The organism is Pseudomonas sp. Xaverov 83, from assembly GCF_019352905.1.
Taxonomy (GTDB): Bacteria; Pseudomonadota; Gammaproteobacteria; order Pseudomonadales; family Pseudomonadaceae; genus Aquipseudomonas; species Aquipseudomonas yamanorum.
The window spans coordinates 57,134-75,877 of record NZ_JAAAFU010000058.1 but is presented as its reverse complement, the minus strand read 5'-3'; the positions used below and the strand labels follow the sequence as shown (position 1 = coordinate 75,877).

The window sequence follows — 18,744 nt, the reverse complement described above, 5'->3', positions numbered from 1 at the left end:
GCGGGCCGCCGCGACGGGCCATCCATGGCCCGGCGCGGGTAAACCGGCGTCCTGCCGGTTTACCCGCTCCGCAATACCTGCGTTCGGCCTCGGGCTTATCGGGGCAGTCAGATCAAGATCAAAAGCAACAGCACAGCGGCCTACCGGCCGGCTTGAGTGTGGTGAAGCAAAAGCCAAATCAAAAGTGGGCACGGTCAAATGTGGGAGCTGGCTTGCCTGCGATGGCATCGCCTCGGTGTATCTGAAAAACCGAGGTGTCTGCATCGCAGGCAAGCCAGCTCCCACAGAAAAGCAGCTCTGCTTTCGCTGTAGCTTTTGATCTGGCTTTTAACACTCAAGCCGGCCGGTAGGCCGCTGTGCTGTTGATCTGTTTTTGATCTTGATCTTGATCTTAGGCGCCCCATTAAACCACGCTGGCCGAACGCAGGCTTTGGAGCGTGGGTAACCCGGCAGGACGCCGGGTTAGCCGCGCTGGGCCAAGGATGGCCCATCGCGGCGGCCCACGGTCCAAAGCCGGAGTGAGGGCACACCGAGCCTGGGCGAGGTGCCGAGTGGTGGGGCAAGAGCGTTTTGCTTACTTTTGCGCTGTTCAAAAGTGAGCCGCTGTAAGAGCGGAACCAATAGTCGCCGTTACGAAAATTATGGATATGTACCCCGACCCACCCCCCGCAACTCCCTGGTGAAATACCGACTCGGCACCTCACCCAATACACGCTTGAATACCGTCGCAAACGCACTCGGGCTGCTATACCCCAAATCCAGCGCCACCCTGGTCACCGGTTCCCCATTGCCCAGCCGCACAATCCCCGCCAGCAGGCAGGCTTGCTGGCGCCACTGCAGATAACTGATACCCGTGGCCTGACGAAACTGCCGGGTAAACGTCCGGCGGCTCATCCCCGCGCCGAGCGCCATGGCATCAATGCTGACCTCCAACGAAGGCCCGGCCAGAAACCCCTCGCAAGCCTTCGCCAACCGCGGCTCGGCAGGCAACGGCGCACTGAGCGGCAGCACCGGCATCTGGGCGATCTCGTGCAGCAGCAAGCCCATCAAATAGCTATCGCGGCCACCCATCGCGTAACGCGCAGGCACCTCCACGGCCTTCTCCAGTAACTGCCCGAGCAGCGGCGAGACGTCCAACACCTGGCACGCTTGCGGCAACTCCAGCCGCCGCGCCGCCTGCGGGCGGATGTAGGTGTTGAGCATCGTCACCGGCCCGCGCATCAGCATGGCGTGGGACACATGCGGCGGCACCCAGATCGCGCGGCGGGGCGGCACGACCCAGTTACCGGTAGCGGTGTAGACCGTGATGACACCCCGGCTGGCATACGCAAACTGGCCGCGCGGGTGCGCGTGGTCAGGGAACAGCTGGCCGTCGGCATAGTCGATAGCGGTCACGACCACGTCGCGAGGGGTGTTTTCGTAGGGATGAATATCGGGCATGGCCTGATTCTAGCCTTTGTTGACCCACAATCGCAGGCGGGCCATCACGATTTGCGAAAAAATCTGCCGGATGCACGGCCTCTTATCGTGCCAACCAGCAAATGGACCCCGTCACCATGAAGCACAAACACCTGTTATTGGCCGTCCTGGTGACGGCCATGTGGGGATTCAACTTCCCCATCACCAAGCTGGGCCTGGCCGAGATCAACCCATTGTTGCTGACGGCCCTGCGTTTCACCCTGGCGGCATTGCCCTGGGTGTTTCTGGTAAAACGACCCCAGGTGGCGGTGAAGTGGCTGGCGGCCTACGGCTTGATCTTCGGGGTGGCGATGTGGGCCTTGATCAACCTCGGGATCGCCATGGGCGTACCCCCCGGCAGCGCGTCGCTATTGATCCAGTTCAGCGCATTTTTCACCCTGGGCTGGGGCGTGCTGCTGTTTCGTGAAAGCCTGTCCCTGCCGCAATTGATCAGCGTGGCGCTGGCGGCCATGGGCTTGGTGCTGTTGGGTGTGCAGGGGACGGCGACGATGCTGGGGTTTGCCCTGGTGCTGTTCAGCGCGTTGGCCTGGAGCATCGGCAATATCATCATCAAGGTTTCCGGGGTGCGGGAGATCTTTGCCTTCGTGGTCTGGGCCAGCCTGTTTGCACCGTTGCCGCTGGTGCTGTTGACGTGGCTGCTGGACGGCCCGCAAGCCTTTATCGCGTTGCCGGGGCAGTTGAACGGCGTGGCGTTGTTCTCGCTGGCGTTCCAGGTATATGGCGCGACGCACTTCTGCTATTGGGGCTGGAACCTGTTGTTGCGCGAGTACCCGGTTTCCCGGGTGGCACCCCTGTCACTGCTGATCCCGGTGTTTGGTATCGTCAGCTCGATGCTGATTCTGGGGGAGCGCCCCGGGGTTTCGCAGTGGCAGGCCATGGGCTTGATTCTGTTGGCCTTGATCGTGGGAATGAAGAAGGGACGCCCGTTGTGGGTCAGGCAGGGCGGTCACGCTTGAGCAGGCCATACAGCGCGCTGTCCGAGATCTCATCGCCGACCACCCAGCGCTCGCGCAGCAGGCCTTCGCGCACAAAACCCAGGCGCTCGAGCAATCTTGCGGAGCCCAGGTTGCGTGGGTCGATATCGGCTTCAAGGCGGCGCAGCCCAACGGTGTTGAAGCCGTGGTCGATCACGGCGCGGGCCGCCTCGCTCATGTAGCCCTTGCCCCAATGCTGGCGGTTCAGGGTAAAGCCGATTTCGGCACGACCGCATTGCTCATCCACATTGAACAGGTCGCAACTGCCGATCACCTCGCCGGTGGCCAGCAACTCCACCATGCACACCAGGTCTTCACCGGCAATCGAGGCTTCCATCAGTTGGCCGAAGCGTTCAACGGCCTGCTCGGCGCGGGTCATGGTGGGAAAGGAAAAGTAGCGCATGGCCTCGGGATCGGACCAGATGGCAAACAGCGCGCGCCAATCATCCTGATGGGGAGGACGCAGGCCCAGGCGTTCAGTGGTGAGGAGAAAGGGGGCGAAAAAGGGCAGGGTCATAAGGTGCTCGTCCGTGAAAGTCACGGGCGAATGCTGCCGGGATTGGGCGGGTTGCACAAGGGTCAAGGAAAGAGGACGACGGGAAGCAATTGCTCCACTTAATAGGAAGCATTACTATTCACGCCCCGCCTCCCCAGTGCACCCAGATGACTCCTCAGCCGCCCCGCAGAACAGGCTTTTTCGAGCACTATGAAGAGTTGATCGGGACCTGGACGCGCCGCCTGAGAAACCGTCAGCAGGCCGAAGACCTGGCCCACGACACTTTTGTGCGGGTGCTTGAGTCAAAATCCAGCGCAGTTGAGCAACCTCGTGCCTATCTGCATCAAACGGCGCGCAATATCGCAGTTGACGCCTATCGTCGCGAAGACCGTCGGGAGGCGATGACGCTGGAGGCCTTTGATCAGCGTTCTCCCCACAGTGGCGACCCGGAGCATTTCATGCACGCGATCCAGCTGGCGGATTCCATCGAGCGAGCCTTGGCCGAGTTGCCGCTTAATTGCCGCAAGATTTTCATCTGGCAAAAGATCGAAGGCCTGACCCAGCAGGAAATCGCCGAGCGCCTGGGCCTGTCTAAAAACATGGTGGAAAAGTATATGATCCGCACCCTGCGGCATCTACGTGACCGCCTGGACGCTATGGCCCCATGACCAATGCCCGCTTTGAAACAGGATCTTCCATGATGGATACCCGTGAGTGTGCCTGCGGCAGTGCGACGGCCCGCGATGAGGCAGCGCAGTGGTTTGTGCGTGTGCAGGACAGCCCGTTGAGCGTCGAAGAACGCGAGCGTTTTGATGCCTGGCGTGCGGAGCATGCCGAGCACCAGTACGAATTTGATGTGCTGCAGGGTTTGTGGAGCGCCACTGACCTGGTGCCAAAGGCACGCTTGCAGGCGTTGTGCGATGCCCCAGAACCGCGTGCGAAGCGCCGGCCAGTGCTGCGCTATGGGGTGGCGGCGAGTGTGCTGGCGGTGGCCCTGGGCCTTGGGTTGTTCAGTGGCCTGGATCATCCGGCGACGTACAACGCCGAATTCAGCACCGCGCTGGGGGAGCGCCGGCAGGTGGCGCTGCCCGACGGTTCGCTGATGGATTTGAACAGCCGCAGCGTGGTGGCGGTGCATTACGTAAAAGGTCAGCGCGGCATCGAACTCAAGCAGGGCGAGGCGATGTTCAGTGTCGAACACGACACCAGCCGGCCCTTTGTGGTGTCGGCGGGGGCAGGGCAGGTGACGGTCACCGGTACACGTTTCGACGTGCGTCGCGATGACGACCAGACCCGCGTGGTGGTCGAGGCCGGTACGGTCAAGGTACAAGGACGCACATCCGATGCCGTCGTGATGCTCACGGCCGGCCGGGGCACCCATGTGGACGACCGGGGCCAGGTGGCGGCTGCCTACGCCGTCAACCCAGAAGAACTGACGGCCTGGCGCACCGGCAAGCTGGTGTTCAACAACGCTACCCTCGGCGAAGTCGCCCGGGAAGTCTCGCGTTACCGCGAGCAACCGTTGCGGGTCAGTACGCCTGCGGTGAGCAACCTGCGCTTGACCAGTGTGTTCAAATCCACCGACACCGACGCCTTGCTCAAGGCCTTGCCGCACATTCTTCCGGTGGCCTTGCGCACCTTGCCGGACGGTAGCCAGGAAATAATTTCACGATAGATTCAGGTTTTTTCCGAGTTCTTCGTCTTCTTGTGCAACTGCAACTGGTTTGCATTAACAGCCGCACTCTCTTGCGATCACAGGACTCCGTTCGACGTGAAAAAACTCGCCGTGAAAAACAATAAATCATCCCGTTGGGCACCCCTCGCCCTGGCACTGGCCGTCAGCGCCGCACTGCCGGCGGCCTATGCTGACGACGCGATTCATATTCAGGCCCAGTCCCTGGGATCGGCCTTGAGCCAGTTGGGCCAGCAGACGTCGCTGCAAGTGTTCTTCAGCCCCGACATGGTGGCCGGCAAACAAGCCCCGGCCGTCGACGGCAAGCTGTCGCCAGAACAAGCCCTACGCCAATTGTTGCAAGGCAGCGGCCTGGATTATCAAATCGACGCCGGCTCCGTGACCCTGCGCCCGCTGGGCAAAGGCACCGGCGAAGCCGGTTCGCCGCTGGAGCTGGGTGCCACCGACATCAAGGTCGTCGGCGACTGGCTGGGTGATGCGAATGCCGAAGTGGTGCAGAACCACCCCGGCGCGCGCACCGTGGTCCGTCGTGAGGCCATGGTGGAGCAGGGCGCGATGAGCGTCGGCGACGTGCTGCGCCGCATTCCCGGGGTGCAGGTGCAGGAGGCCAACGGTACCGGCGGCAGTGATATTTCCCTCAACGTCGGCGTGCGCGGCCTGACCTCGCGTCTGTCGCCACGCTCCACGGTATTGATCGACGGCGTACCGGCGGCATTTGCCCCTTACGGTCAACCGCAGTTGTCGATGGCGCCGATTTCCTCGGGCAACCTCGACAGCATCGACGTGGTGCGCGGCGCGGGCTCCGTGCGTTATGGGCCACAGAACGTCGGTGGCGTGATCAACTTCGTGACCCGCGCCATTCCGGAAAAATTCTCCGGTGAAGTCGGCACCACCCTGGAAACGGCAGCCCACGGCGGCTGGAAGCATATTGAAAACGCTTTCATCGGCGGCACCGCCGACAACGGTATCGGCGCTGCGTTGTTGTATTCCGGGACCAAGGGCGATGGTTACCGCGACCGCAACAACTCCAACGACATCGACGACGTGATCTTCAAGACCCATTGGGCGCCGACTGATCAAGACGATTTCTCGCTGAATTTCCACTACTACGACGCCAGCGCCGACATGCCCGGCGGCCTGACCCAGAAGCAGTACGATGCCAACCCGTATCAATCGGTGCGTGACTGGGACAACTTCAATGGCCGGCGCAAGGATATGTCCTTCAAGTACATCCGGCAGATCGACGACCGCACCCAGGCTGAAGTGCTGACGTACTACTCCGACAGTTTCCGCGGCAGCAACATCGCCAACCGCGACCTGAAAACCCTGGGTTCCTACCCGCGCACCTACTACACCTTCGGCATCGAGCCGCGGGTGTCCCACGTGTTTGACCTGGGACCGAGTACCCAGGAAGTCAGCGTCGGCTATCGCTACCTCAAGGAGGGCATGCACGAGCAGGCCACCAGCCTGGCGCTGGTCAACAACGTGCCGACGCCGGTAGGCCAGAATGACGGCCACGTGTACCAGGACCGGACCGGCGGCACCGAGGCCAACTCGTTCTACATCGATAACAAGATTGATATCGGCAAGTGGACCGTTACCCCGGGCGTTCGCTTTGAGCAGATTCGCACCGAATGGCACGACCGTCCGGTAGTCGCCCTGAATGGCACCACGGTCCAGGAGAAACGTCGCGAGATCCACAACAACGAACCGCTGCCGGCCCTGAGCGTGATGTACCACGTCTCCGATGCCTGGAAGCTGTTCGCCAACTACGAAACGTCCTTCGGCAGCCTGCAGTACTTTCAGCTGGGCCAGGGCGGTAACGGTGATCAGACCGCGAACGGCCTGAACCCGGAAAAAGCCAAGACCTACGAGATCGGTACCCGTTACAACGACAACGTCTGGGGCGGTGAAGTGACGTTGTTCTACATCGACTTCTCGGACGAGTTGCAATACGTCAGCAACGATGTGGGCTGGACCAACCTCGGCGCCACCAAGCACGAAGGCATCGAAGCGTCGGCCCATTACGACTTGTCGAACCTGGACCCGCGGCTGGACGGCCTGACCGCCAACGCCGGCTTCACTTACACCAAGGCCACCTCTGAAGGCGACGTTGCCTTCAAGGGGCGCGACTTGCCGCTGTACTCCCGTGAAGTGGCCACCCTGGGGCTGCGTTACGACATCAACCACTGGACCCACAACCTGGACGTCTACGCGCAGTCCGGCCAGCGTGCGCCGGGTACCGGCACGACTTACATCACTCAGCCGACCGCCGATGGCCAGTACGGGGACATTCCCGGCTATGTCTCGGTGAACGTGCGCAGCGGTTATGACTTCGGCGCGCAGCTGTCGAACCTGAAGCTGGGCGTCGGGGTTAAAAACGTCTTCAACCAGGAGCACTACACCCGCTCCAGCGACAACAACTCCGGGATCTACCTGGGCCAGCCGCGCACGTTCTTTGTGCAGGCCAGCGTCGGGTTTTGACCCGCAGTTGATTCAGAGGTCGCAGCCTGTGCCGGCATTGTCGGCACGGGCTGCGACCTTTCCTCGCTTTCACCGGAACTGAATCCGACCGTTCGGCCACACAGGTTTGCCCGCTTTTCATACAGTGCCTGGACGATCACTTCGTCGTGGTGCTCTGGAGGAGGAGGCGCTCCCTGAAAACCCGCCGAACAGGAGATGCCTATGTCGGTATCCGCGTCCAATCAGACCACTGCCTCAATTCACAACCACACTGCGCCCCCGTGCCGCCCCTGTATCGTCAAACCGCCAAAGCCGAACCCAGGCGCTTGCCGGCCAGGTATCGGCAAGCCACCGACGCCGGACCCGGAGCCGTGCCGCCCAGGTATCGTTAAACCGCCAAAGCCGAACCCAGGAGCCTGCCGGCCAGGTATCGGCAAGCCACCGATGCCGGACCCGGAGCCGTGCCGCCCGGGTATCGGCAAACCGCCAAAGCCGGACCCAGGGGCATGCCGGCCAGGCATCGGCAAGCCACCGATGCCGGACCCGGAGCCGTGCCGGCCATGTATCGGCAAGCCGCCGAAGCCGAATCCAGGGTATTGCGGCCCGGTTTCCGGCAGGCCGGATCCGCTGTATTCAGGTAAGACTAACGAAGCGTTGGCCAAGCATCTGCTGGATAATTTCGATAGTTTCGGCGGACGGGGGGCGCAATACGTCACGCCGGAAAACCTGGCAAGCATGGCGAGCAGACCGTTGACCGGTCACGCCGCCACCGACCATAACATCCGCGCGGCCAGGGAAATCCTGAAACGGCCGGGACTGGTAGAAGCCCTTGACCGTCACAGCTCCACGGGGCACTTGGATGGGTTGATCGACAGGTTGAAAATTACCATGATCATCAACTCGACAAACCCTTTCAAATATCACGACGACAAGGAGCTTGCCCAAGCCATGCTTGAACGGTTTGGCGATTTGAAAAGTGGCTTTTGGAACCCCGCGATAGAAATCAAAGAGCTGCGCCAACTTGCTGCGAAGCCTCTGACCGGTCGCCCGCGGACGGATGCACTCATTCAACTGGCGAAGGAAGTCACTCAGCGTTCCCATTTGCTCCAACAAATGGAAAACACTGGCAATCGTCCCCACGACGGCAAGATCCACAAGGACGCGTTGCGCTGGTTGTCGCGCTAAACCCCGTCACGGCCTTGATCGCGCTGCGTATGCTTCGTGGCGTGATGACCTGTTCTGATCAATCCGCTGCTTTTACATTCCCAGCGAGGGCTTAGACATGACGTCAACGTCGTTTGGGTCACGCCATCCCGGGCCCCCGCCAGCCTCCAACCCGCCGGCGGGTCATGATGTTTTGCCGCAGGGTATAAATCGCGAGCAGGGTGCAGAGGCCCTGCGAGTGAAGAACTTCACCGGGCAGCACAAGTTTCAGGCTCCGGCTGCCGACGACTTCATCAAGGGTATGCTGCCCAACGGGCAGTTGCCTGCCGCTGAAGCTTCTGTGTTACGCCAGTTTTGCGCAGCGATGGGATCGATGGTCGGCGCGATCAAAGGCGTTTGGCAGGAGACGAAACCGGCTTCGCCGAGCGAACCAAAAGACCACTGATTTTTCGCTTTTTACATGTTGTCATTGGAACGCTTCGCTACGGCGGAACCATTGCCTGCAGGGCACCACACACCTTTGGCTTGTTAATCGCGCGAGCGATACGGCCGTTACCGGGGTGATGTCCAGGCAAGCGTGGATCTAAAATTGGTGGAGATGAATCATGAGAATTGATCGCGGATCAGGCTACCTGCAGCCCGGTGGTACAGGCCCATTTGATGTGACAGCGGGTGAGGGAGGGCGTACCGCTCAGGTGGCTTCAATTGAGCCTGGTGATGCTGGCCGGCAAGCCCATCCTGGCGCTACGGCTGTTCGGTCTTCCGGTTACAGGCCACCTTTGCGGTCGGCCAGGCCCTATGAGGTGGTGCCGCATCATCGTACGCTTCAAAACGGTGTTGCCCCTCGCGCCGGGTCACCGAATCCCAACCTCCAGTTGCCAGACAGCGAGTTGGTGAAAGCGCTGAAAGTCAGTTTTCCCACGCTGAAAGAACTCCATGAAAAGTGACGGACTGACGCTGTCTTCGCTGCAACGAATCGCCGGCAAAACAATCGGCGATAACCAGAAATTCGACAGTGCGATTTTGCTGGCCAAGGCACTGGTCCAGCGCCCGCGCCTGATCGATGCGATTACCGATCAGGACGGCTACATCACCCGGGAAAGCCTTTCAAAGGCTGAAAGTGTGGTGTTCGGCAACAGCGATCCCAGTGCCTTCAGCCCAGACCCTTTCCACGCCAAGAGCAACGCTGAGCTTGTCCAGGTATTCAAGGCGATGTTTACCGAGTTGCGTGACAGGTCCCGGGACCGTAAGGGCTTCTTTGAATGCATCGGCTACGTCAACATCGAGTTGCTGGTTGCCATGAGCAAGGACCCGGACGAACTCGACAGCCAGGGTGAACCCGTCCTGGACCCCATCACGGGGTTGGCGCGAAAAAAATACGATGAACAGCAGGTGTATATGGCGAAGAATATTGTGGATCGCCCCGGGCTATTGCAGTCCCTGGAAAACGCCCACGGCACGGGTCGGCGTATTTTTGGCAGCCATCACCAAGAGGGTTGGCTCAGTAACAAAACCCTTGATCGTTGGCTCGAGCACAATAAAACCCGATAAGCCCGGGTAACGCCTCAACGAATGAGGCGTTATGGGGTTACCCGTCAAACCCGCAATATTTTCCCACTGATCGCCACACCGATCAGCAGCACGGCAATCAGCACAAAGGCCGTGCTCAGGCTGCTGCCATGGGCGATAAAGCCAATCACCGCAGGGCCGGCGAGAATGCCGGTGTAACCCAGGGTGGTGATGGCGGGCACGGCAATGTGTTCCGGCATGACGGTCTGCTTGCCGACGGCGGTGTACAGCACCGGTACGATGTTCGAACACCCGGCACCTACCAGGGCATACCCCAGCAAGGCGGTTTCCCACGCAGGAAACAGCGTCGCCAGCAACATACCGGCCGCAGCAAGAGCACCACCGAACACGATCACCCGGGTTGCCCCCAGACGGCGAACAATCCTGTCACCGGTAAGGCGCCCGACGGTCATCGTCAAGGCAAAAGCTGCGTAGCCAAGGCCTGCATAGGCTTCGTCAAGGCCGCGCTCGGCGCTCAAGAATACTGCGCTCCAGTCCAGCACGGCGCCTTCGGCGAGAAACACGATGCAGCACAGGCAGCCGATAAACAGCACCACCCCGTGGGGAACGGCAAAGGCGGGCCCGGAGCTTTCGCTGCCATAGGGCAGCAAGTGTGGCCCGGCCTTGAGCAAGGCCACCGCGATGACAACGATCACGGCGAGGGTGGCCTGCAACGGCGATAACCCCAAACCCAGCAACCCGCTGACCCCCGCCGCACCGACAATTCCGCCCAGGCTGAACAGCCCGTGAAAGCCCGACATCATGGTCTTGCCGCTGGCCCGTTCGACCATCACCGCTTGCAGGTTGACCGTGGAGTCCACCGTGCCGAGGCCGGCGCCGAATACAAACAGCGCAGCCATCAGCAGCGGAACCGAGGTGACGGTGGCGAGCATCGGCAGGCCAAGGCAGATCAGGATGGTCCCGCCGGTGGCCACTCGCCGGATGCCAAAGCGAGAGGCCAGGGCCCCTGCGACCGGCATTGCGATCATCGACCCTACGCCGAGGCACAGCAGCAACAGGCCGAGGGTGCCCTCATTGAGTTGGGCGCGGGCCTTGGCATAAGGCACCAGCGGTGCCCAGGCGGCGATGCCGAAACCGGCGATAAAAAACGCGATGCGGGTGGACATTTGTTCCAGCCGCCCGGGTACCACGGGCGCTGGGGTGCTGATGGCGGTCATGACAAATCCTTGGTTTTGCGTTCAACGAACGATGTGCAGCGCAACATCCTTGCACATCAGGCCGTATCGAGCGAGCCGGGTTCCTTTGACATGCCTGAACACAGCGCCAACAATTTTTCCAGGAGCATGGAACGCGATTGGCTTTTCCAACCACTATCAGCGTGTAGGACGAGTGATCGTCTGCTGTGCGAGGTGGTCTGGAAGGTGCGTAATCCCCGCGAGAACTGGCGAACCCCGGGATTCTTGCGGTGGATTACCACCTTCCAGGCCGATCCTCTCACTTCAGCAGCCGGGCCAACTCGGCATCCCGCACCTGCAACACCTCAAACAAACCCAGGGCTTGCAATGCGGGGAGGGCTTCCAGCATGTCCTGTTCGGCCAGCAGTCGCTGTTCGCCCGGGGTGGCTGGGTTGCACCAGGTTCTGGCGTTGGCGAGGAACGCCCCCACCGTGCCTTTGCGCACGATCACGCCATTGAATTGGCCTTGGTCGAGATGATCGGGAAGCAAGTCTTCTGCACGCATGACAGTGTCCTCAATGAATGAATCCACAGTCTAGGCGCGTACATGTGGCTACACTGCCTTATTCGGGTCATTCAATACGGTAAAGCTGCCATATGTCGCCCACCCTCGTTTCACCTCAACTTGCCAATGCAATCGGCGGTCCCTTGCTGGTGGCAACGTTGCGTAGCAGCCCCGTCGAGCGCGCCACCGCGCCCCATCAGCATGCCCGGGGCCAACTGCTAGGGGCCCAGCGCGGTTTGCTCTCGGTACAGGCGGCGCATCAGCACTGGGTGGTGCCGGCCACTCACGCGGTGTGGATCGTGCCTGATTGCTCCCACTCCCTGCGTTCCCACGGGCCGTTTGATGGATGGAGTGTGTATGTCGACCCTCAGGCGTGTGCCGGTCTGCCGCAACAGACGTGTGTTATCGCCACGTCGGCCTTGTTACTGGAGGCTGTCAGGCGCGCGGCAACCTGGGCCGAGCCGCAGCTGGAGCCGCCACAGGCGCGAATTGCCCAGGTGATCCTTGATGAAATCGCCGGCTTGCCCCAGGAACCATTTGGCTTGCCGCTGCCCCAGGACCCGCGGCTGTTGCGCATCGCCCAGGCGCTGGCTGACGACCCGAGCGACAACCGCCTGCTGGAGCAATGGGCACAGTTGGCCAGCGTATCCCCGCGTACGCTGGCCCGGCGGTTTGTCGCCGAGACCGGGTTCACCTTCAGCCAATGGCGTCAGCGTGCGCGGTTGTTGCGCGCCTTGGAGTTACTGGCGGCGCACGTACCGGTCACCCGGGTTGCGCTGGACTTGGGTTATGAAAACGTCAGTGCCTTTATTGCCATGTTCCGGCGCACGTTTGGGACGACGCCGGGGCGATACTTCATGGATGGCGCAACCGACTACGGGCATACACCGCCACAACCACGAAACAGCCCATAGGCAACAAATAAGCCAGCGCCACCGTGCTGTTATCCGCCACCTTGCCCATCAAGTACGGCATCAACGCGCCGCCGACAATCGCCATGATCATGAACGAACTGCCGCGCTTGGTGTGCGGCCCGAGGTTTTTCACGCCCATGGCAAACAGCGTCGGGAACATGATCGACATGAAGAAGAACACTGCAATCAACGCGATCACCGAGATGCCTTCCAGGCCAATCACCACCAGCGCACACAACGCGATATTGATCAGCGCATAGATCAGCAGCAGCTTTTGCGCGCTGACCCGTCCCATCAACCAGGTGCTGAAAAAGCGCCCGAACATGAAAGCCAGCATCGCGATCGACAGCAGGTAGGCTGCGTGCTGGCTGCCCATCTGTGCCCAATGCTCGGTGACGTAGTTGATGAAAAATGCGCCGACTCCGACCTGGGCCGCCACGTAGAAAAACTGCGTGATCACCCCACCAACGAACTCCGGATACTGCCACAGCCCCTTGCCGGCCACCGGTTGCAGTGCTTGCTCCTGGGCGCGCAGATCCGGCAGCGGTGTGCGGGCGATCAACAGCGCCACCAGCAATACCAGAACCGCGATCACCACATAGGTGGTTTGCAGCGAACTCATGTCCGAGACCGGCGTACTGCCGGTGCTGAAGAACATCGCGCCGCCAATCAGCGGGCCGAAGAACTGGCCAAGGCCGTTGAAGGATTGCGCCAGGTTCAACCGCCGCTCGGCGCCCTGGGGTTCGCCCAGCACCGTGGCATACGGGTTGGCGGCAGTCTCCAGGCAGCCCAGGCCGCAGGCAATGACGAACAGCGCGAACAGGAAAAACGGAAAACTTGCTGCAGCCGCCGCCGGCATGAACAGCAAGGCGCCTGCTGCATACAGGCACAAGCCCAAGAGGATCCCGGCTTTGTAGCCGTGACGGTCCATCAGCAGCCCCGCCGGCAGGGCGATCAGGAAATACGCGCCGAAATATGCACCTTGCAACAGCCCGGACTGTGCCTTGCTGACGTGCAGGACTTCCTGGAAATGCTTGTTCAGGACGTCCAGCAAACCGTAGGACAAGCCCCAGAGGAAGAACAGACTGGTCACCAGCATCAGCGCCCAGCGATAGGTCGGCACCGCGCGGGTGCCAGGCAGGTGTGTGTCTTTGCTTAACATGACGCTTCTCCTGTTGTTTTTATGGGATCAAGGCGTGCGATGCAGCGGGTACTACGGTTGGTCGGTGAGGCTGAAAATCTGCGTCAGCGGCTGCCATTTGCCACTAGGGTCAGTCCACGGCGTGGGCACTTGGAAACGCCACATCATGGTTTCCCAGGCTTGCACTTCAGGGTTGGCGCGTGCGGCGTGGTCCAACCCGTCGAAGCTGAACCCGGCCGCAGTGTCCATGACCATGAACAGCCGTGTGCCCAGGCGCCAGATCTGCATCTCCAGGATGTGCTGGCTGCGCAGATGTTCGGCCACGGCGGGCCAGATGCGTTGATGCAACTGCTGGTACTCGACGATCAATGCCTCGTCGTCGACCAGGTCCAGCGCCAGGCAGTAACGTTGGCCGCTCATGTCAGCGCCCGGTCCAAATGGGTGTAGCCACCGTCCACCACCAGCCATTGCCCAGTGGTGTGAGACGCGCGAGGTGAGAGCAGGAACAACACGCTGTCGGCAATTTCCTCGGGGGTGGTCATCCGCTTGCCCAAGGGGATTTTTTCGACGATGGCGGCGAGCTTGGCTTCGGGGTTGTCGAAGCCATCGATCCAGCGTTGGTACAACGGTGTCAGCACCTCGGCAGGCACCACCGCATTGACCCGGATGCCGAACTCCAGCAAGGACGCCGCCCATTCCCGGGTCAGCGACAGCTGCGCACCTTTGGCGGCGGTATAACCGCTGGTGCCACCCTGGCCGGTGAGGGCCGTCTTGGAGCTGATATTCACGATCGCCCCGCGACTGGCCTTGAGGGCGTCGAGGCACAGGTGGGTCATGAGGTAGTAGTGAATCAGGTTCTTTTCCAGGGACTCGACGAAGGCGGCACGCCCGGCGTCCAGCCCCACACCGTCGTTGACCCCGGCATTGTTCACCAGGCCGTCGATGCGCCCGAAGCGTTGCAACACTTCGTTGACGGCCGCGCGGCAGGCGTCTTCATCACGCAACTCGACGCGGATGAAGTGGCTTTGGCCTTGCTGTTCCAGCTCGGCCGCGAAGGCTGGCGACAACGGTTGATGACCGAAAATCACCGGGATCGCGCCTTCGGCAATCAGTCCCAGGGAGATGGCGGCGCCTATCCCCGAGCCACCGCCAGTGACGATGATCACGCGGTCCTGCAAATGCAGATTCATGGGCAGTTTCCTTCAAGGTGATAGACCCGCTGGGCGGTGCCGCCCCAGATCGCCTGCTGTTCATTGGGCGACAGCTGGCCGAGGGTCTGTTGCAGCAATTGGCAGGTGCCCTGGTATTCGCCTGCCAGCAGGCACACCGGCCAGTCCGAGCCGAACATCAAGCGCTCGGCGCCGAACAGTTCCAGTGCCAGTTCGATGTAAGGGCGCAAGGCACGAGCGTTGCGCTGGTCGGGCCCGGCTTCGGTGAGCAGGCCCGACAACTTGCAACTGACGTGGGGCAGGGCGGCGAGCGGCGCCAGGTGTTCTGCCCAACCGGCCGGGCCGTTGGTGATGTCGGGCTTGCCCAGGTGATCCAGCACCAGATGATGCCGGTCGTGGCGTTGGCACAGGGCGGTGGCGGCGTCGAGGTCGGCGCAGCGGATCAACACCTCATAGACGTAGCCTTGTTGCTGCAGGTGGTGCAGGCTACGGGAGAATCCCGGGTCAGCCATGAAACTGGCAGGCGTCGGTTCGTCCTGAATCTGATGCCGAAAGCCCTTGAGTCTCGGAGCGTCGCGCCACTGTTCCAGGTGATATTCCAGGGCTGGGTCGCACAGGTCGACCCAGCCGACGACGCCGAGTATCCACGGGTGCTGGCGCGCCATTTCCAGCAACGCGTCGGTTTCCTGCTCACCCGCGCGGGCCTGCACGGCAATGCAGCCATCCAGGCCGGCAGCGTCGAGCAGCGGCCGCAAATCCTGTGGGAGAAAGTCCCGCCGCAGGTCAGCCTCAGACGCACCGATCCACGGATAATCAGCGGCCCGGTAGCGCCAGAAATGCTGGTGCGCATCGAGCCTCAGAGGTGATGGGGACGACATTATTATTGTGCTCCGTCCAATCAAAGGTGTGCTTCAGGTCACGGCCGGTGGCGATATTGCTCCCGGGACGCGGCTTTCATCTGGATCGAGAACCCTGGCGCCTTGGGCGGCATATAGGCCGCGCCGCGCACCACGCAAGGCTCCTCGAAATGCTCATGCAAGTGGTCGACATACTCGATCACCCGGCCGTCGTGGGTGCCGGCGATGCACAGGTAATCGATCATCGACAAATGCTGCACGTACTCGCAAAGCCCAACGCCGCCAGCATGGGGGCAAACCGGCAGGCCATATTTGGCCGCCATCAGCATCACTGCCAGCACCTCGTTCACCCCACCCAGGCGGCAGGCGTCAATCTGCACCACATCGATGGCTTCGCGCATGATCAACTGTTTGAACATGATCCGGTTCTGACACATCTCGCCGGTGGCGACCTTGACCGGCGCCACACCCAGGCGAATCTTGCGATGGCCTTCGATATCGTCGGGGCTGGTGGGCTCTTCGATAAACCACGGCTTGGCAAACGCCAATTCGCGCACCCAATCAATGGCGGTGTCGACTTCCCACACCTGGTTGGCGTCGATCATCAGTTGGCGGTCCGGCCCCAGCACTTCGCGGGCGATGCGCACGCGGCGCAGGTCGTCCTGCAAGTCATGGCCGACCTTGAGCTTGACGTGGTTGAACCCGGCATCCACCGCTTCCTGGCACAGCCTGCGCAGCTTTTCGTCGCCATAACCGAGCCAGCCGGCGGAGGTGGTGTAGCAGGGGTAGCCATTGGCTTGCAGGTCGGCCATGCGTTCAGCCTTGCCTTCGGCGCGTTGGCGCAGCAAGGCCAGGGCTTCGCTGGAGGTGATGCAGTCGGTGATGTAGCGGAAGTCGATGCACCGCACCAACTGTTCCGGACTCATGTCGGCCACCAGGCGCCACAAGGGTTTTCCTTCGGCCTTGGCCCACAAATCCCACGCGGCGTTGACGATCGCGCCGGTGGCCAGGTGAATGGCGCCCTTGTCCGGGCCAATCCAGCGCAACTGGCTGTCGCTGGTGACATGCCGCCAGAAACGGCCCATGTCTTCGGCGATCCATTCCAGGGTCAAGCCTATCAACAGCGGCTGCATGGCCTGGATCGCCGCACAGCAAATCTCGTTGCCACGGCCGATGGTGAAGGTCAGGCCATGGCCTTCAAGGGCCGGGTTGTCGGTCTGCAAAATCACATAGGCGGCCGAGTAGTCCGGGTCCGGGTTCATGGCGTCGGAACCGTCCAGGGACTGGGACGTAGGAAAGCGGATATCTTCGACGCGAATCGCGGTAATGGTGGTCATGAACGGCTCCTTGGTTCTTGTCAGGCGTCGACCGTGGTCTGGTTCTGTTCGCCAAGGCCTTCGATGCCCAGGCGAATCTTTTGCCCTGGCTTGAGGTAGACCGGCGTGGGCTTGATCCCCAGGCCAACACCGGGCGGGGTGCCGGTGGAAATCACATCCCCCGGTTGCAGGCTCATGAATTGGCTGAGGTAGCTGATCAATTTGGGAATCTGGAAAATCATCGTGCGGGTGTTGCCGTTCTGGTAGCGATGACCGTCGACTTCCAGCCAGATCGACAGTTGGTGCGGGTCGGCGATTTCATCGCGGCTGACCAGCCACGGGCCCAACGGGCCGAAGGTGTCGCAGCCTTTGCCCTTGTCCCAGGTGCCGCCGCGTTCCAGCTGGAATTCGCGTTCGGAGACGTCGTTGATCACGCAGTAACCGGCCACGTGCTGCATGGCCTGGCTTTCGTCGATGTAACGACCGCCCTGGCCGATCACCACCCCCAACTCGACTTCCCAGTCGGTCTTGGTGGAGTGGCGGGGGATTTCGATGTTGTCGTTGGGGCCGACGATGGCGCTGGTCCATTTGTTGAAGATGATCGGTTCTTCAGGGATCGGTGCGCCGGTTTCGGCGGCGTGATCGGCGTAGTTCAGGCCGATGCAGATGAATTTTCCTACCTGGCCGACACAGGCACCCAAACGCGGATTGCCCGGCACCAGAGGCAGGCTCGCGGGGTCGAGTTCTTGCAGGCGAGCGAGGTTTTGCGGGAGCAGGACGTCACCGGCGACATCGCTGATGTGAGCGGACAAATCACGCAGACGTCCATCAGCGTCCAGCAGGGCCGGGCGTTCCTGACCTTTTTCACCATAGCGCAGCAGTTTCATGAGCAGTCCTCTTATTGGAAGTGGGCGGTCAGTTGCTCCAGCCGCCGTCAATGATCTGGGTGGTGCCGGTGGTAAAGGCGCTGGCATCGGAGCCAAGGTACAGCGCCAACTGGGCGATTTCCTGGGGCGTGCCCAAGCGGCCCATCGGCTGGCGGGCGGTGAAGGCGGCGTACACCTCATCCTGCTGGCGACCTTCATGGCGGGCTTGTTCGATGATGCGTTGCTGCAGCGAAGGCGACTCTACGGTGCCGGGGCAAATGGCGTTGCAGCGGATGCGTTGGGTGACGAAATCGGCCGCGACGGATTTGGTCAGGCCGATGACGGCGGCCTTGCTGGCGCAGTAGGCAAAGCGGTTGGGCACGCCCTTGAGGCTGGAGGCCACCGAAGACATATTGATGATCGAACCGCCGCCCGCCGCCAGCATCCCCGGCAGAAATGCACGGATCATGCGATACATGGCGGTGACGTTCAGGTCCAGGGCAAACGTCCAGTCGCTTTCCGGGCATTCGAGGATATTGCCGGCGTGCACCACGCCTGCGCAGTTGAACAGCACGTCGAGCGTTCCGATCTCGGCAGCAAGGCGCTGAATAGCACTGGCGTCGGTGACGTCGAGCAAGACCGTTTGCGCCCCTGACAAGTCAGCGAGCGCCCGTTGATTGATGTCGGCTGCAATCACTTCGGCGCCGGCCGCCAGATAGGCTTCGACGCTGGCGCGGCCAATGCCCTGGGCGGCAGCGGTGATCAGCACGCGTTTACCGGTGAGGTCCATGACAGACTCCCTTGATTGTTATTATTGGCTCAATAGTCAGGCCATTGAGGGCGTAAAACGCCTGCATCTGCGGCATAGCGAACTGTGGTGGGTTTGCTATGATCAGCACACTGGAAACGATCCAATGGTCAGGCCATTGATCCAATTTTTAG

At 61.5% G+C, this 18,744-nt stretch carries 19 protein-coding genes; 8 read left to right on the top strand and 11 right to left on the bottom strand.

The genetic code is table 11. The annotated features are described in order from the left end of the window. Positions 1-639 precede the first annotated feature (639 nt). Positions 640-1,440 carry a helix-turn-helix domain-containing protein gene (locus tag K0H47_RS19235; protein ID WP_219273425.1) on the bottom strand — a complete coding sequence of 267 codons (801 nt, stop codon included), beginning with the start codon at positions 1,438-1,440 and terminating at the stop codon, positions 640-642. A 116-nt stretch (positions 1,441-1,556) separates the two neighbouring features. Here K0H47_RS19235 and K0H47_RS19230 point away from each other — a divergent pair, with 116 nt between their 5' ends. Further along, positions 1,557-2,435, top strand: a complete 879-nt coding sequence (locus K0H47_RS19230) for an EamA family transporter (protein ID WP_219273424.1) — start codon at positions 1,557-1,559, stop codon at positions 2,433-2,435. Here the strand turns inward: K0H47_RS19230 and K0H47_RS19225 are convergent. Beyond that, positions 2,413-2,970, bottom strand: coding sequence for a GNAT family N-acetyltransferase (locus tag K0H47_RS19225; RefSeq protein ID WP_081253180.1), 558 nt, complete (start codon positions 2,968-2,970; stop codon positions 2,413-2,415). The two genes, K0H47_RS19230 and K0H47_RS19225, sit on opposite strands and share 23 nt — an antisense overlap. Positions 2,971-3,116: 146 nt before the next feature. Here K0H47_RS19225 and K0H47_RS19220 point away from each other — a divergent pair, with 146 nt between their 5' ends. The 6 genes from K0H47_RS19220 (at position 3,117) to K0H47_RS19195 (ending at position 9,820) form a co-directional block, all read left to right on the top strand. Continuing rightward, a complete protein-coding gene (locus K0H47_RS19220) occupies positions 3,117-3,617 on the top strand; it encodes a sigma-70 family RNA polymerase sigma factor (protein WP_063031487.1) in 501 nt (166 codons plus the stop codon). A 32-nt stretch (positions 3,618-3,649) separates the two neighbouring features. Further along, positions 3,650-4,624, top strand: coding sequence for a FecR family protein (locus tag K0H47_RS19215; RefSeq protein ID WP_093210107.1), 975 nt, complete (start codon positions 3,650-3,652; stop codon positions 4,622-4,624). A gap of 96 nt (positions 4,625-4,720) precedes the next feature. Continuing rightward, positions 4,721-7,126 (top strand): TonB-dependent receptor, encoded by a 2,406-nt coding sequence (locus tag K0H47_RS19210; protein ID WP_063031485.1) that lies wholly within the window; start codon positions 4,721-4,723, stop codon positions 7,124-7,126. Between the two features lie 513 nt (positions 7,127-7,639). Beyond that, entirely contained in the window at positions 7,640-8,290 is a 651-nt protein-coding gene (locus K0H47_RS19205) for a hypothetical protein (RefSeq protein WP_257626699.1), read from the top strand. Positions 8,291-8,507: 217 nt separating this feature from the next. Then, a complete protein-coding gene (locus tag K0H47_RS19200; RefSeq protein WP_063034008.1) occupies positions 8,508-8,714 on the top strand; it encodes a hypothetical protein in 207 nt (68 codons plus the stop codon). Between the two features lie 491 nt (positions 8,715-9,205). Then, a complete protein-coding gene (locus tag K0H47_RS19195) occupies positions 9,206-9,820 on the top strand; it encodes a hypothetical protein (RefSeq protein ID WP_063031483.1) in 615 nt (204 codons plus the stop codon). A gap of 44 nt (positions 9,821-9,864) precedes the next feature. On the opposite strand, the gene K0H47_RS19190 is transcribed toward K0H47_RS19195, so the two are convergent. Then, a complete protein-coding gene (locus K0H47_RS19190) occupies positions 9,865-11,016 on the bottom strand; it encodes an MFS transporter (protein ID WP_063031481.1) in 1,152 nt (383 codons plus the stop codon). Positions 11,017-11,293: 277 nt separating this feature from the next. Then, the gene (locus K0H47_RS19185) at positions 11,294-11,539 is read right to left on the bottom strand and encodes a hypothetical protein (protein WP_201139869.1); all 246 of its coding nucleotides are present in this window, start codon (positions 11,537-11,539) and stop codon (positions 11,294-11,296) included. A 92-nt stretch (positions 11,540-11,631) separates the two neighbouring features. Between K0H47_RS19185 and K0H47_RS19180 the strand changes: the two genes are divergently transcribed. Then, positions 11,632-12,453: a helix-turn-helix domain-containing protein gene (locus K0H47_RS19180; RefSeq protein WP_219273423.1), complete on the top strand. Its 822-nt coding sequence runs from the start codon at positions 11,632-11,634 to the stop codon at positions 12,451-12,453. Here the strand turns inward: K0H47_RS19180 and K0H47_RS19175 are convergent. From K0H47_RS19175 to K0H47_RS19145, 7 genes are read right to left on the bottom strand one after another with little or no spacing between them, the layout of a single operon-like run. Then, positions 12,395-13,615, bottom strand: a complete 1,221-nt coding sequence (locus K0H47_RS19175) for a sugar MFS transporter (protein WP_219273422.1) — start codon at positions 13,613-13,615, stop codon at positions 12,395-12,397. The two genes, K0H47_RS19180 and K0H47_RS19175, sit on opposite strands and share 59 nt — an antisense overlap. A 51-nt stretch (positions 13,616-13,666) precedes the next feature. Beyond that, entirely contained in the window at positions 13,667-14,014 is a 348-nt protein-coding gene (locus K0H47_RS19170; RefSeq protein WP_219273421.1) for an L-rhamnose mutarotase, read from the bottom strand. Beyond that, entirely contained in the window at positions 14,011-14,784 is a 774-nt protein-coding gene (locus K0H47_RS19165) for an SDR family oxidoreductase (RefSeq protein WP_063031471.1), read from the bottom strand. The genes K0H47_RS19170 and K0H47_RS19165 overlap by 4 nt, the downstream gene beginning before the upstream one ends. Beyond that, positions 14,781-15,641 carry an amidohydrolase gene (locus K0H47_RS19160; RefSeq protein WP_219273420.1) on the bottom strand — a complete coding sequence of 287 codons (861 nt, stop codon included), beginning with the start codon at positions 15,639-15,641 and terminating at the stop codon, positions 14,781-14,783. Before K0H47_RS19160 ends, K0H47_RS19165 begins: the two co-directional genes overlap by 4 nt. 38 nt (positions 15,642-15,679) lie before the next feature. Continuing rightward, on the bottom strand, positions 15,680-16,957 hold the full coding sequence (locus K0H47_RS19155) for an L-fuconate dehydratase (protein ID WP_218264542.1): 1,278 nt from the start codon (positions 16,955-16,957) through the stop codon (positions 15,680-15,682). A gap of 20 nt (positions 16,958-16,977) precedes the next feature. Beyond that, complete coding sequence (locus tag K0H47_RS19150; RefSeq protein WP_219273419.1) at positions 16,978-17,823, bottom strand: ureidoglycolate lyase; 846 nt, start codon at positions 17,821-17,823, stop codon at positions 16,978-16,980. 28 nt (positions 17,824-17,851) lie between these two features. After that, entirely contained in the window at positions 17,852-18,592 is a 741-nt protein-coding gene (locus K0H47_RS19145) for an SDR family oxidoreductase (protein ID WP_177070340.1), read from the bottom strand. Between the last annotated feature and the right edge of the window lie 152 nt (positions 18,593-18,744).

Excerpts from the sequence above, each read along its gene's own strand:
- K0H47_RS19230 (WP_219273424.1), top strand. The coding sequence starts at position 1,557 with ATGAAGCACAAACACCTGTTATTGGCCGTCCTGGTGACGGCCATGTGG.
- K0H47_RS19160 (WP_219273420.1), bottom strand. The coding sequence starts at position 15,641 with ATGTCGTCCCCATCACCTCTGAGGCTCGATGCGCACCAGCATTTCTGG.
- K0H47_RS19170 (WP_219273421.1), bottom strand. The coding sequence starts at position 14,014 with ATGAGCGGCCAACGTTACTGCCTGGCGCTGGACCTGGTCGACGACGAG.
- K0H47_RS19185 (WP_201139869.1), bottom strand. The coding sequence starts at position 11,539 with ATGCGTGCAGAAGACTTGCTTCCCGATCATCTCGACCAAGGCCAATTC.
- K0H47_RS19220 (WP_063031487.1), top strand. The coding sequence starts at position 3,117 with ATGACTCCTCAGCCGCCCCGCAGAACAGGCTTTTTCGAGCACTATGAA.
- K0H47_RS19195 (WP_063031483.1), top strand. The coding sequence starts at position 9,206 with ATGAAAAGTGACGGACTGACGCTGTCTTCGCTGCAACGAATCGCCGGC.
- K0H47_RS19225 (WP_081253180.1), bottom strand. The coding sequence starts at position 2,970 with ATGACCCTGCCCTTTTTCGCCCCCTTTCTCCTCACCACTGAACGCCTG.
- K0H47_RS19155 (WP_218264542.1), bottom strand. The coding sequence starts at position 16,957 with ATGACCACCATTACCGCGATTCGCGTCGAAGATATCCGCTTTCCTACG.
- K0H47_RS19180 (WP_219273423.1), top strand. The coding sequence starts at position 11,632 with ATGTCGCCCACCCTCGTTTCACCTCAACTTGCCAATGCAATCGGCGGT.
- K0H47_RS19145 (WP_177070340.1), bottom strand. The coding sequence starts at position 18,592 with ATGGACCTCACCGGTAAACGCGTGCTGATCACCGCTGCCGCCCAGGGC.
- K0H47_RS19215 (WP_093210107.1), top strand. The coding sequence starts at position 3,650 with ATGGATACCCGTGAGTGTGCCTGCGGCAGTGCGACGGCCCGCGATGAG.
- K0H47_RS19150 (WP_219273419.1), bottom strand. The coding sequence starts at position 17,823 with ATGAAACTGCTGCGCTATGGTGAAAAAGGTCAGGAACGCCCGGCCCTG.
- K0H47_RS19235 (WP_219273425.1), bottom strand. The coding sequence starts at position 1,440 with ATGCCCGATATTCATCCCTACGAAAACACCCCTCGCGACGTGGTCGTG.
- K0H47_RS19205 (WP_257626699.1), top strand. The coding sequence starts at position 7,640 with ATGCCGGACCCGGAGCCGTGCCGGCCATGTATCGGCAAGCCGCCGAAG.
- K0H47_RS19190 (WP_063031481.1), bottom strand. The coding sequence starts at position 11,016 with ATGACCGCCATCAGCACCCCAGCGCCCGTGGTACCCGGGCGGCTGGAA.
- K0H47_RS19175 (WP_219273422.1), bottom strand. The coding sequence starts at position 13,615 with ATGTTAAGCAAAGACACACACCTGCCTGGCACCCGCGCGGTGCCGACC.
- K0H47_RS19165 (WP_063031471.1), bottom strand. The coding sequence starts at position 14,784 with ATGAATCTGCATTTGCAGGACCGCGTGATCATCGTCACTGGCGGTGGC.